General features: G+C 53.7%; 11 protein-coding genes and 1 tRNA gene. 1 reads left to right on the top strand and 11 read right to left on the bottom strand.

The window, feature by feature from the left end; all coding sequences use genetic code 11:
* Positions 1-146 precede the first annotated feature (146 nt).
* The 10 genes from HYD27_RS23865 to alaS all read right to left on the bottom strand — a co-directional run bounded on the left by HYD27_RS23865 (position 147) and on the right by alaS (position 12,018).
* Complete coding sequence (locus HYD27_RS23865) at positions 147-1,214, bottom strand: substrate-binding domain-containing protein (protein ID WP_219219279.1); 1,068 nt, start codon at positions 1,212-1,214, stop codon at positions 147-149.
* A gap of 382 nt (positions 1,215-1,596) precedes the next feature.
* Positions 1,597-3,885: a methyl-accepting chemotaxis protein gene (locus HYD27_RS23860; RefSeq protein ID WP_219219277.1), complete on the bottom strand. Its 2,289-nt coding sequence runs from the start codon at positions 3,883-3,885 to the stop codon at positions 1,597-1,599.
* 202 nt (positions 3,886-4,087) lie between these two features.
* Complete coding sequence (locus HYD27_RS23855; RefSeq protein WP_219219275.1) at positions 4,088-5,419, bottom strand: peptidase U32 family protein; 1,332 nt, start codon at positions 5,417-5,419, stop codon at positions 4,088-4,090.
* 83 nt (positions 5,420-5,502) lie between these two features.
* Positions 5,503-6,435 (bottom strand): peptidase U32 family protein, encoded by a 933-nt coding sequence (locus HYD27_RS23850; RefSeq protein WP_219219273.1) that lies wholly within the window; start codon positions 6,433-6,435, stop codon positions 5,503-5,505.
* 54 nt (positions 6,436-6,489) lie between these two features.
* Complete coding sequence (mltG, locus tag HYD27_RS23845; protein ID WP_220101742.1) at positions 6,490-7,539, bottom strand: endolytic transglycosylase MltG; 1,050 nt, start codon at positions 7,537-7,539, stop codon at positions 6,490-6,492.
* Positions 7,540-7,704: 165 nt separating this feature from the next.
* The gene (locus tag HYD27_RS23840; RefSeq protein WP_219219271.1) at positions 7,705-8,013 is read right to left on the bottom strand and encodes a DUF1292 domain-containing protein; all 309 of its coding nucleotides are present in this window, start codon (positions 8,011-8,013) and stop codon (positions 7,705-7,707) included.
* Positions 8,006-8,314: a DUF1292 domain-containing protein gene (locus HYD27_RS23835; protein ID WP_219219269.1), complete on the bottom strand. Its 309-nt coding sequence runs from the start codon at positions 8,312-8,314 to the stop codon at positions 8,006-8,008. Before HYD27_RS23835 ends, HYD27_RS23840 begins: the two co-directional genes overlap by 8 nt.
* A 13-nt stretch (positions 8,315-8,327) precedes the next feature.
* Complete coding sequence (gene ruvX, locus HYD27_RS23830) at positions 8,328-8,744, bottom strand: Holliday junction resolvase RuvX (RefSeq protein WP_219219322.1); 417 nt, start codon at positions 8,742-8,744, stop codon at positions 8,328-8,330.
* Positions 8,744-9,019, bottom strand: coding sequence for an IreB family regulatory phosphoprotein (locus HYD27_RS23825; RefSeq protein WP_219219267.1), 276 nt, complete (start codon positions 9,017-9,019; stop codon positions 8,744-8,746). The genes ruvX and HYD27_RS23825 overlap by 1 nt, the downstream gene beginning before the upstream one ends.
* A 365-nt stretch (positions 9,020-9,384) precedes the next feature.
* A complete protein-coding gene (alaS, locus tag HYD27_RS23820; protein ID WP_219219320.1) occupies positions 9,385-12,018 on the bottom strand; it encodes an alanine--tRNA ligase in 2,634 nt (877 codons plus the stop codon).
* A 497-nt stretch (positions 12,019-12,515) separates the two neighbouring features.
* Here alaS and HYD27_RS23815 point away from each other — a divergent pair.
* Positions 12,516-12,589 (top strand) — tRNA-Pro (locus HYD27_RS23815).
* An 89-nt stretch (positions 12,590-12,678) separates the two neighbouring features.
* On the opposite strand, the gene HYD27_RS23810 is transcribed toward HYD27_RS23815, so the two are convergent.
* Positions 12,679-13,509 carry a carbohydrate ABC transporter permease gene (locus tag HYD27_RS23810; protein WP_219219265.1) on the bottom strand — a complete coding sequence of 277 codons (831 nt, stop codon included), beginning with the start codon at positions 13,507-13,509 and terminating at the stop codon, positions 12,679-12,681.
* Positions 13,510-13,527 lie beyond the last annotated feature (18 nt).

Genomic DNA, 13,527 nt, shown 5'->3' with positions numbered 1-13,527 from the left:
TTTCATACAGCTGGAGGAGGCTTTTTATGAGCTGACATCAGGACAATTGTGCTCCGCTTTTAGCAGCAAAACCGGCCTGATCTACTGCAATTTGTGCAGCAGATTGGCTGACAACTGCCCTGTATCCTTATTTTTTGCCTGGCACACTATATAGATTGCGGCCCCGCCACCGAATCCCGGTGGACAATATCGGCGGAGATGAGGATCTTCTCCAGGGGAGCAGACGGATTGCGGATGCGGCCCAGCAGCTTCTCGACGGCGGCCCGGCCCATGGCTTCCTTGGGCACATGCACCGTTGTGAGCGGCGGGACTCCCCGCAGGGCATCTTCGATATTGTCAAAGCCCGTTACCGAAATGTCGGACGGAATGGCCAGCCCTTCTTCCCTCAGCACCTCACAAACCGCGAGCGCCGTGAAATCGTTCGCACAGACGAGTGCGGTCGGCAGCGTCTTGGCTTTTTTATGCCTGGTCATCCAGAGCTTGAACGCATCGCGGAACGTGCCGTCATCCATGCCCTTCAGCAGCAGCATCTCGTCATCGCCGGCAGGAGTCTTCAGATGGTTCTCCTCCAGTGCGCTGCGGAAGCCGATCCAGCGGTCACGGAAGCTGCGGGAGTAGCGGATATTGCCGATAAAATGAAGCAGCGTATGCCCAATGCCAAGCAGATGATTGCTGAGCCGGGACATGGAATCAAGGTTGTTGGCGAATACGGTATCGCTGGGAATCAGCGCATCCTCATGGTCAATCAGCACCATCGGCAGGCCGATGCGGCGCACCTCCAGCAGGAGTGAAGTGGAGATCTGCCCCACCCCCACCAGACCGAGCAGGCCGCCGGGATTGAGAATGTTAACGAAATTGTCGGCACGGTGCTCCGAGACAATGACCATGCCCAGTCCCTCCTGATCGAGAGCGAGTGCGATGCCATCGACGATTTTTCCCCAATACAGGGAATCCTGGGTCTGCGAGCGGATATTTGGCATCAGAACCAGCACCGATTGTTTATTGCGGTCGCTGCCCGCAGCCGGGGAGGGATGTTTAACATTATGCAGATACGCATTTTTCTGTGTAAAATACCCCAGCTGCGACGCGGCCTGGATCACCCGCTCCCGGGTGGTTTCGTTGACGCCGCCTTTGCCGGAGAGCGATTTGGAGACGACAAACTTGGAAACGCCAAGATGGTCGGCGATTTTTTGCATCGTCACTTTTTTGGCCATAGGAATACCTCCATCATTTATCTTGATTGCATGGCAGACGCCTGTGCTCCGCAGAAACCTGCCGGCCTGCGCCCGCCTCCTTCCACTTCCCACGGATCAGATTCTGTTTGATATCGTTTACATAATCCGGCATACAAGACATCCGTTTCATATCTTCGGAATCCGCCCTCTGATCATCAGCCCTGCCCCCTGGTTTAGGCCTACTAACTAACTTTCTTGCATATCATAACAATTACCTAACAAAATTATTATACGTGTTGGTTCACTGATGTACAAGGCAATTGCTTCACCCCATCTGACGGTTCGGCAAGGAAAAAGGCGCCCCGCTGCCAATTGCCGGCTTGCGGGACGCCTTTGAAAAACCATCCAAGCTGTTGCTGCTCTATTTAATCGTAAACAGCGAAAGCTTGTCTTTCAGCTGGGTTGAAGCACCTTCCAGCTTGCCTGACAGCGCCACGAGCTGATCGCTGACATTCTGCTGCTCATTGCTCAGGGAGGCTACTTCTTCGGAAGTGGCCGAGGACTGCTGCGCCACCGCGCTTACATTGCTCATGGCATCCGACAGGATGCCCTGGGACTGGTTCAGGCTGTCAATCGCCCCGGTAACCGACTCCAGGCTGGTAATGAAATCCTCCATTTGTCCCTGTACCGAAACAAAGATATCGCTGGTGCTCTTGACCGAGCTCATCTGCTGCTTGAAGAGCGGCGCAACCTCGGACAATACCGCTACGGTCTCGTTCATTTCCGTAATAATCTTATCGGTGATTCCGGCTACCACGGCAATGGACTCCTTGGATTGGTCAGCCAGCTGCCGGACTTCACCGGCAACAACCATAAATCCGCGCCCGGCTTCGCCCGCTCTTGCCGCCTCTATTGTGGCGTTGAGCGACAGGATGTTCGTCTGCTGCGTGATGTTCTTCATCACATCCAGCACCTTGATAACCGAGGATACCGTCTCTTTCAGATTGTTGACCCGGTCTACCAGCGCAGAGGTCATCTCTCCGGTACGTCCGGTCTGCGTCAGCAGCTCTTCAAGTTGCTTCGCACCTTGGCCGCTGGCTTCACCCACTCCGCGGGCTGCTTCGTCCATCTCGGCATTTGCGGCGATCACGCTTTGCATTTGCGTGCCGATCAGGTCTGTCAGCCCATTGCCGCGTTCGGCCTCCTGAGCCAGACTTCCTGCACCGCCGGCTATCTCTTCGGTAGCCGCAGCAATTTCCTTGGCGGATATTGCCGTCTTGCGGGAAGCATCGCCCAGCTCGCCTGCCGTCTCCAGCACTTCACGTGCGGTATCCGTTGTCTGGGCAACGAGATCGGTGATCTTTTCCATCATCAAATTAAAGGACGCAGATAATTCACCGATCTCATCCTTGGACACATACTCCGTACGTACGCTCAGGTTGCCTTTTGCTCCTTCAACCATGAGATCCTTCAGACGGGCCAGCGGCCGTGCAATCATCCGCACCATCAGGAAGCCGACCAGGACAGCCAGTACAGCTGCCGCCGCAGCGGCCATAAAGGTTGTGAACAGGATTGGAGTAGCGGCCTTCACCAGTTCACCGGTAGGAACGACGCCTGCCAGCTTCCAGTCCGCCTTGGCCATTGGATTATAGACGGCCAGCACACTCTTGCCGTTCGAATCCTTGGCCTCCTCGCTCGCATTGCTGGTCTTGCTGTCTTTAATAAATGTTAGCTCGGACACCTTGCCGTCCTCTTCAGGCGCGGAGGAGGCGACTACCGTCCCGTCCGGTGCAACGAGCTGAATCCGCGAGCCTTCTCCAAGCGTAACACTCTCGAAGGCTTCTTCCAGCAGCGTGTTCTTCAGTTCAAGCAGAACCACATATCCCGAATTGGCGCCCAGGTTCTTAAGCGATCTGACCATCGCGATATTCTTGCCGTTATTCCCTGATACGGATGTCGGGAACCAGTAATTCTGTGCCGATTTCGCTTCCTCGGAATAATAGCCCTGGTAATTTTCGGCATTTGCAACAGCCGTCTTGTACCATTCCTGATCTCTGACGCTGTCCAGCTTCAGTCCGGAGCTCCCGCTTGTAATAAGCTCATACTCCGTGGAAGACGGAATCAGTGTAATGCTGACAATATTAGAGTCTGTGGTCGTCTGGCTGGAAAGCTTCTTGCTGAGCGCATCAGTAGCCACGAACTTATCATAGCTTGACTGTGCAGATACCAGCTCTGTCAGGCTGGACTGTGTTTGCGTATCAAAAAAGAGCTGCATTGCCAGATTCTCATATTGTTTCAACGTAATATCAAGCTTCTCCGAAGTCTGGATAATCGTCTGGCGGTTGGCTTCCGACACATTGTCCTTAATGGTGTTCTTGGCCTTGTTATAGGACAACAGACCCAGAGCCAGCACAACTATCACAATTGACGATAAAAAAATCAAGAACAGCTTGACACCCACCGAGCGTATCGGGTTGACTCTCTTGGCCTGGCGTACCGAACCATTCAGCATTCCCTTAAAAGAAATGCCTGAGCCTATACGTTTCGTCGGAGCGGCTTCCTTGCCTGTTGTCTGTACTGCATCTCCTTGGCCAGCCTCAGAATTCTGGACGTTCGACGGCGGCTTCTTGCCGGTCTTGTTTTTCTTGGTCAATTTCATCCTTCTCTCTTTCTGCTCTTCCTCATTGCTCTCCTGTTTAGGAGCACCCATTGATAATCACCTGCCAGTTAGATTTGTAGACGTATGTAAGCGTTCGCTGATCTTTATATCGGCAGACTGGGTATTTTTACTTAGTTTTCTTTAGAAATTACATAAGATTCTTTATATATTTTAGTCGTTTTCCATTTTATGTAATAATATAAAAAGGAATGCCCCCTCTCGGAGTGCATTCCTGCAAAGTACTAGAAAAACATTATTTTTTCTTCCGCATCATGTCGAAATAAGCAACAGGATGCTCTACCTTCATGCGCACTCGCTGCAGCGGATGCCGGGCAACCTCAAGCGGCCGGCCCTCTTCATCCCACAGCTCGCCTACCGTCTGCTTGAAAAGGGTGTTGTCCGGTCCAAAAAACTCAACTTCCTGCCCCGGCTTGAAGTTATTGCGCTGCTGAATCAATGCGGTTCCGCTGACGGCATCATACTCCAGCACCAGTCCGGCAAAATCATAAGGCGCCGCTTTTTCCTCCGGCTCATAAATATGATCCTCGTGATCCGGCGTGTCATAGAAAAAGCCTGTATTCAGCGGACGGTTCGCCGCCTTCTGCAGCTCCTCCAGCCATTCCGGCTTCAGCTCATACCCTTCCGGGTCCGCCATATACGCATCGATGGCTTTGCGGTAAGCGTTGACGACCGTCGCCACGTAGTGGATTGACTTCATCCGCCCTTCGATCTTGAAGCTGTCAATTCCGGCTTCAATCAGCTCGGGAATGCTCTCCAGCATGCACAAATCCTTGGAGCCCATGGAAAAAGGGTTGTCCTGCGGCTCATGCAGCGGAAGCTGGGTAAGCCCCGGCTGCAAAGGCAGCGGAGACAGCTGCGCCTGGGCCTGATCTTCCTCGGATACCCAGGCGCCTTCAGGCCGGGCATCCTCGAACAGGTCGTATTTCCAGCGGCAGGACTGGCAGCAGCCGCCGCGGTTGGAGTCGCGGTCCGTAAAATGGTTGGACAGCACACAGCGGCCGGAGTAAGAGGAGCACATGGCTCCGTGGATGAAGCTCTCGATCTCAATATCGACATGCTGCTTAATCTCGGCGACTTCCTCCAGGCTCGTCTCACGGCCCAGCACGACACGCGGCAGTCCTTCTTCCTTCCAGAAGGCTACAGCCTGCCAGTTGAGTGTGGACTGCTGTGTGCTCAGATGCACCTCAAGTCCCGGCACCAGCCGGCGCGCGGTATCGACAATGGCAGGGTCGGCCACAATAATAGCCGCGATGCCTGCTTCATATAGGCTGCGCAGGTATTCTTCAATCCCGGCGATATCTTCATTGTGGGCATAAATGTTCGTGGCGACAAATACCTTTGCGCCATATCTTTTGGCAAATTCCACGCCCTCGCGCATCTCCTCGAAGCTGAAATTATCCGCTCCCGAGCGCAGGCCGTATTTCTGTCCTCCGATATATACCGCATCTGCGCCATAGTGCACGGCGAATTTCAATTTCTCCAGATTGCCTGCCGGAGCAAGGAGCTCCGGTTTGTCCAGACGGTAACGCTTGCCCTTATATTGCGGCTTGGTCATGGTTCCCATTGTTGTACTCCCCTCCGTTACTTTATCTTTAGGTTAGACTTTAAGCCCGTTTTAAAAATCAGCAAAGCATTATTTATTATATTTTAATATACCTGTTCCTTATAGAAGAAGCCGAAGGACAGCTCGCGTTCAGGGTCCTGCAGCGCGCGGATGCCATCCATCCAATCCTCCCGGAAGGCGTAGCCCTCCGGATCAGCGGCGTAGAGGTCGATCGCATGGCGGTAAGCCTTCACAACGGCGGTGTTGTAGGCTGCCGGCTTCAGCAGCCCTTCGATTTTCAGGCTGTGCACACCGGCCTTCAGCAGAAAATGCAGATCCTCCAAAATGCAAATATCATCGGAGCTCATAATATGCGTGCCGTTCACGTCCTCGTAAATCGGAAACTTCTCATTGGGGCGCTCGGCTTCGATCAGAAACAGGCCGCGCTCCTTGCCTAAGGTTGCGCCATCGCTTGGGCGGCCCTGGTGGGACATGTAGCTTGCTACCAGCCTGCGCTTGGAGTGATAAATATTGGTCATGCCATGCACCTGCACCTGGGCTTCAATCTCCAGCAGCGGCACCATTCCGGTCATTTCATCCATGTTCAGCTCGCGGGCCAGCACCACCCGCGAAGCGCCCTTGCGCCCCCAGTAATTGGCGGTGGCATAGTTGGTCGAGGTCATCTCCGCATTCCAGTGCAGCCTCAGCCCCGGCGCTTCGGTTTTCGCTGCCGCCAGCACGGCCGGATCGCCGAATTCGATCCCGTCCACGCCCAGTCCGCCAATGGCTTTTATATATGCGGGCAGCCCGTCCAGCAGGCGGTTCGACATCAGGCCGCCGAGGCCCGCATAGACTTTGCAGCCCTTATCGTGAGCCAGCTTGACGGCTTCCGCTGTATCCTCCAGCGAGAAGTGACCCGCCAGACGCATGCCAAAGCGGTCATCCCCAATCAGCAGCGCATCTGCCCCGGCCTCCAGCAGCACAGCCGCTTCATCCAGGGAGGCGGCTGTCGCCAGCAGCTCCGGTTTGTTATTCATGTTGCCCCCTCCTACTTAGCGGTTCTAAACCGCATCACACTCTATTTTAATAGGTTACTGCGAATTTTGTTCACTTTTTTTGATATTGGCTAAATGTTCCTTGTAGGTTTTGCCGAACAAATGGCCCTGCGAGCCGTCTTTCTTGGTCACGTAGAAGTAATAATCCGAAGCTTCCGGCGTAAGCGCGGCCTGGATCGACGCAAGTCCGGGACTGCTGATCGGTCCGGGCGGGAGACCTTCGTTTTTATAGGTATTATAAGGACTGTCCACTTTCAGATCCTTTTCATACAGACGTTCCTTCTGTTTATCGAGCAAATACTGCACTGTCGCATCAATTTCCAGCTTCTGGCCCTTATTCAGCCTGTTATAGATGACTCCGGCCACAACCGGACGTTCACTGTCCACCACCACCTCGCGCTCCACAAGTGAAGCGACGGTCAGCAGCTCATGCAGGGACAGCCCGCGTTCCTTCAGCTTGGCCTGCCAATCCGGGATGCTGTCCAGCTTCCTCTCAAGCTGCTCCACCATCGCTTCAACCACCTGCTCCGGCGTACTCTCCTTCACCAGCTCATACGTCTCCGGGAACAAATAGCCCTCCAGGCGGTGCCGCAGCTTGCTGTCCTCGGGAATGCCCAGCCTGTCCGCCGCTTCAAGCCCTTCCCCCGAGTCAATAATCCCCAGGAAAACCTCGGCCTGCCGATTCCAGGCAGCGGCCAGTTTGTCGGCAACCTGCTTGGCCGTGTACCCCTCGGGAATAGTGAAGACAACAGTCTCCTTCTTCACCACATCGCCCTCATTCAGGCGGGCTATCAACGAATCATAGGTATCGCCCGGGCTGGCGGTATAAGTGCCGGCCTTGAAGCTGGACCCTTCCCGGACCCATTTCAAATAACCCTTAAAAAATAACCCCTTGCGTATAATGCCGTTCTCTTCGAGCAGGTCGGCAATTTCTGCGCTGCCCATGCCCTTCTCTATGGTAAAGGTCACCGGCGGGCCTGCCGGCTCTACCGGCTGCATGCCATTCCAGATGTACCAGGCTCCTCCCCCTCCTGCTGCTGCCAGCAACAGGAGGATAATAAGCACAGTGCGGATTGCGGCTTTCAAATGTCACTCCTCACTTTCCGAATATAAAGTATAAAATTGTATTGTCTTTAATTCAATATATATTTTGCGGACCCAGGGTAAATTTGTTCTATTCCAAGCAAAAAGAGCGCGGAAAAATTCCGCCCTCTTCCGTGCCAAACCCTGATATAAGTACCTAACTGAAGCTTATTCGCTCTCGTCGGCGGGAAAAGTCAGCTCGTCATACAGCTCGGAGACATCTTCCCATTCCTCGTCATCCTCAATGCTCTCCAGTTCCGGAAGCCCGTCGGGAGAAACTGTGATCCGCAGAATCTCCTGTCCGGCGCCTTTCCCGGAACCGGCCAGCACCGCATATGCGCGGTCACCGACTTCAAACTCGGCAATAATATCGTAAACGGAAGATTTGCCCTGCCCGTCTTCCAGTTCTACTGTTTCTCCGAATACTTCTTTGAGCTTTGAAGTCCAAACCGCTTGACCGGCGGAAAAATCAGTCATTCCCCGCTCCTCCGTCCAGCTCGTCTACCAAAGTATTAAAGGTTTCTTCAACAATGGCCCATTCCTCGTCATTCTCGATCATAAAGAGCTGAAGATCATCGCCGTCTTCTTCATAACGGAACGCATACACCTCATCGCTCTCTTCATCATCCGAATCGAGTGGAACCACCATCATATACTTGGCATCCGAACCGTCGACTTCAAACTTCATGATGACCTCAAATTCCTCTTCATTACCTTCCTCGTCGGGAATATAGATAATTTCCGGTTCTTCTTCTTGGCCAATCTGCTCATTTGTCATATCCGCGCACCCCTCACCTTTTACTGTTAGCATCCAAAAAATTTTGCAAAATCAGGGCTGCGGCCATTTTGTCCACAATCCCTTTGCGTTTCTTCCGGCTGACGTCCCCTTCAATCAGCATCCGCTCAGCGGATACCGTCGTCAGACGCTCATCCCAAAGGTGTACGGGCAATTCAAGTTGCTCCCGAAGCTGATCGGCAAATTCGATACAAATCTCACCACGGGGTCCTACTGAACCGTTCATATTCTTCGGAAGACCGACAACAATCTCTCCAATTTCATGTTCCTTGACCAGTTCGCGGATACGCTCGAACTCATTCCCGTTTCCGCGCCGCTCAATCGTCTCCAGAGCTTGTGCCGTCCATCCAAAAATATCGCTTGTGGCGACTCCTATTCTGCGGTCGCCGTAGTCCAGACCCAGCTTCTTCATCATTTCGGATGATCCACCCGGTGATTGTCTAGGTAGAACCGGACCAGCTCCTCAATCAGCTCATCACGTTCTTTTCTCCGGACCAAACTTCTCGCATTGTTGTGGCGCGGAATGTAAGCCGGATCTCCAGAAATCAGATACCCTACGATCTGGTTGATGGGATGGTACTCCTTCTCCACCAGCGCATCGTATACTGCCAGCAGTATCTCCTGGGAAGAAGCTTCCTTCTCATCGCCCTTCACATTGAATTTGACCGTTTTGTCCATGGAGTCCATTTGTGACACCTTCCTTCTGCAAAATCACCCGCTTCTCGGGCGGCTTCGCAAAGTTGCTGCTGTACAGCTCACTTGCTGCCCTCATCATAACATATTCATGCCCCAACGAGGAAATCCTGCCACATTGATAACGCTTTTTTTGGAATTTTATCTACAAAAATAGAGGTTTTTTTGGCTTTTAAGCTATTGCAGGCAGACGCGATAAGTGAATATTGGCAAAAATTATACATTTTCCAGCCGCCAGTGAATAAACAGCGGTACCGAGAATTCACTCCCGGTACCGCTGCGGCAGCCCTGCAATTCCGTTTCGTTCTCCGGCTGGCAGCAGCTGCGGAACCCGGCGATTCCCGGTGTTAGCCAGTGCCTTAGGCCAAAGCGGCTACAAGTTCCTCGGCCTTCACAAGCGCTTCGCCCAGCCTGGAAGCGTCCTTGCCTCCGGCTTGCGCCATATCCGGACGTCCGCCGCCGCCGCCGCCGCATACCGCTGCGATTTCCTTCACCAGCTTGCCGGCATGGAAGCCTTTTTTGACCAGCTCCTGCGGTACTGAAACAACAAAATTCACTTTGTCGTCCATGGCAGCACCGAGCACGAGCACAGCATCCGGCAGCTTGGCCTTCAATTCATCGGCAGTGGAGCGCAGCGCGTCCATGCTGCCGGCCTGAACCCGGGCAGCCAGCAGCTGGATGGAGCCGCCTACGGTTTTGGCGCTGCCGGTCAGTTCAGCGGCAAAGGTAGCGCTCAGCCTGGCCTGCAGCGACTCATTCTCGCGGGACAGCTCACGCACCTGGGCATGCAGCGCCTCGATCCGCTTAGGCACATCATTCAGAGAGGATTTCAGCAACCCTGCCGATTGCTTCAGGAGATCCAGCTGGCTCTCGGTGAACTGGTAGGCATAACGTCCGGTTACCGCCTCGATCCGGCGAACCCCGGAGCCGATGCCGCTCTCGCTGACCAGCTTGAACACTCCGATCTGCGAGGTGTTGGCGACATGAATGCCGCCGCAGAGCTCAAGGCTGTAATCGCCGACCTGAACCACGCGGACGATGTTGCCGTATTTTTCGCCGAAGAGCGCCATGGCTCCCATGGCCTTGGCTTCATCAATCGGCTTGTTCTCAATCACTACATCCAGGCCGCGCCAGATTTGCGCATTCACCCGGTGTTCAATGTCGCTCAGCTCTTCCGGCGTAATTGCGCCAAAGTGCGAGAAGTCAAAACGCAGGCGTGCGCCTTCTACTAAAGAGCCGGCTTGATTCACATGGCCGCCCAGCACTTCCTTGAGCGCTTTGTGCAGCAGGTGGGTTGCCGTGTGGTTCTTCACAATGTCTTCGCGCTGCCCGCGGTTCACCTCGGCGCGGACGGTGCCGCCCACTCTCAGCTCTCCGGCTTCGACTGTAACCAGATGTACATGCTGGCCGTGCGGAGCCTTGAAAAGTCCGGTTACCTTGGCTGTGGCCGAGCCGCCGGTCAGAAGGCCGGTGTCGCTGACCTGGCCGCCGCTTTCGGCGTAGAAGGGAGTCGCTTCGAGCAAGACCTGACATTCAGCGCCTTCGCTGACGGCATCTGCCAGCGCGCCGTCAACCACAATTGCAAGTATTTTGGATTCCGTTACGGAGTCATTATATCCAACAAATTCACTTTTAACCGTCAGCTCGGCAAGAGCGCCGCCCTGGACCTTCATGCTGGCGCTGTCCTGGCGGGCCGCTCTGGCGCGGTCGCGCTGTTCCTGCATGGCGGCATCGAAGCCCGCGCGGTCCACCGTGAGGCCTTGCTCCGAGGCGAAATCCTCGGTCAGATCAAACGGGAAGCCGTAAGTGTCATACAGCTTGAAGGCGTCAGCTCCGGCAATGGCGCTGAGGCCGCCGGCCTTGGCTTTGGCGCTGATCTCGCCCAGGATGGCCAGACCGTCGGACAGCGTCTCGTGGAAACGCTCCTCTTCCGTGCGGATGATTTTGGCGATATATTCGCGGTTCTCCACAACGGACGGGTAGTACACGCCCATGATCTCGCCCACCGTCTCCGTGAGGCCGAACAGGAAGGGACGGTCCAGGCCCAGCGTCTTGCCGTAGCGCACAGCGCGGCGGAGCAGACGGCGGATAATATAGCCGCGCCCTTCATTAGAAGGAAGCACGCCATCGCCTACGGCAAACGTAACGGTGCGGATGTGGTCGGCGATCACCTTCAGCGCAATATCCTGCTCCAGGTTATCCTTGTAGGTCACACCCGCAAGCTTCGCGGTCTTCTGGATGATCGGCTGGAACAGATCGGTGTCGAAGTTGGAATCCGCATCCTGCAGAATGGAAGCGAACCGCTCCAGGCCTGCACCGGTATCTATGTTCTTGTTCGGAAGCGGAGTATAGCTGCCGTCCTTGTTGTGGTTGAACTGCGAGAACACGAGGTTCCACACTTCGAGCCAGCGCTCATTCTCCCCGCCCGGATACATTTCCGGATCGGACAGGTCGCTGCCGTAGGCTTCGCCGCGGTCATAGAAAATCTCCGAGCAAGGGCCGCAAGGGCCTTCGCCGATATCCCAGAAATTGTCGTCGCCCAGCTTGATGATGCGCTCTGCCGGCAGTCCGACTTTTTCATTCCAGAGCTTGAAGGCCTCTTCATCCTCGGCGTACACGGTTACGGAAATGCGGTCCGGCTCGAAGCCGATCCATTCCTTGCCTGTCAGGAACTCCCAGGCCCACGTAATCGCTTCTTCCTTGAAGTAGTCCCCGATGGAGAAGTTGCCCAGCATCTCAAAAAAAGTATGGTGGCGGCGCGTCTTGCCCACATTTTCGATATCGTTGGTGCGGATGCATTTCTGCGAATTGGTCAGGCGGGGATTCTCGGGAATCTCCCGGCCGTCAAAATACGCCTTCAGCGGCGCCATCCCGGCATTGATCCACAGCAGCGAAGGATCATTATGCGGCACAAGCGATGCGCTTGGCTCGATTCGGTGGCCCTTGCTCTCAAAAAACTGCAGCCATTTGGAACGGATTTCACTTGCCTTCATCATGTACAGCCCCTGTCTCATAATTAATGCGGCACTTTTGCCGGAAAACAAAAATACGCCCCTGAATAAATTCAGGGACGATGATTATCGCGGTACCACCCTGGTTATCGCCATATCCCAGCCTTAAGGAATAAGTGCAGACGATCGCCTTGTCGCGGCTGTTAACGGGCGCCCCCCCGGCGGGATTGTCCCCGCACTCCGAAATCAGCTTTCCGCCGGCCTGTCTTCAAGGTCCTCACAGCCAATTGCGAAGACTATCGCAAAGGAACCTCTTCTCTGATCAAGCCATTCTCCGGCGTACTTCATTTCATCAACATTTTGTCCGATTTGCATTTTAACATTTCAAGTATAGCCAGCGCCCCTGTATCTGTCAATCTCGGGCCGGGAAACGGGCTGAAGCCAGGCGCAAAAAGCTTATTTACAGCGTTTATTTACAGGCGTATAATGTGGATTGTTTACAGCGGTTCTGCGGTTAACACGAGGTGAACCCGTATTTACGAGACGTAGCTCAGCTTGGTAGAGCGCTTGCTTCGGGAGCAAGAGGCCGCAGGTTCAAATCCTGTCGTCTCGATAGTAAAAAAGCCTAGGGCCGACCCGGATGAACATATTTCTTTCAGCAATATTCTCTCATGACTGAATCGAAGGGTTGCTTAATACTCTTCAACCTTTGACTGCCCCCGCCATTCCTGCTACGAAATATCTCTGGAAAAATAAATAGACTACAAGTATCGGAACAATGGATATAAGTACGCCCGCACTCAAAAGCGTATAATCATTCGAATGCTGGCCTTGGAAGGTGAGCAGGCCAGCTGTTACCGGCAGCATGGAATTCTTAGTAATAAAGATTTGCGCGAGCAGAAACTCGTTCCATGTTGATAGAAAGTCCAAGATGATCAGAGTAGCAATGGCGGGCATGGCAATGGGCAATATGATGCGAAAAAACTTCCCCAGCTCGCCGCAGCCATCGATAAATGCCGATTCGTCCAACTCTTTAGGGATGGAACGCAGAAAGCCGCGCAGCACCATAATTCCAAACGGGACTCCAAAGCCAATGTACACTATAAAAATACCGGGGTACGTGTTTGCCAGCTTAAAGTGATTTAACATCATATTCAGCGGCACCAAAGTAGCCTGAAAAGGAACCATCATCCCGATCAGAAAAAAAACGAACAGCGCATTTGCCCATTTAAAGTTCATTCGAGTTAACGCATAGGCAGCGAGTGCCTCAATCAAGATACCAATAGGTACTTTTACCACAGAAATAAACATGCTGTTGCGGATGTATAGGCTCATTTTGTCCCAGGCTGCAGAAAAGTTGCTCCATTTCACGATTTCCGGAAAAGCGTACACCGGATTCTTCACTAAATCTGCGTTTGATTTAAGGGCAGTCAATATGATGAATAGAATGGGAATCAGAAAAATGATTGCCAGAACAATGAGCAGGATATAGTTTGCAGCTTTAGAAAAAGTGGAATATTGTGTTTCTTCCATTGTTACACGCACCTTCTT

Origin of the sequence: Paenibacillus sp. S150, assembly GCF_019352175.1 — a bacterium.
GTDB lineage: Bacteria > Bacillota > Bacilli > Paenibacillales > Paenibacillaceae > Paenibacillus_AQ.
This window is presented reverse-complemented; position numbering and strand designations above follow the sequence as displayed.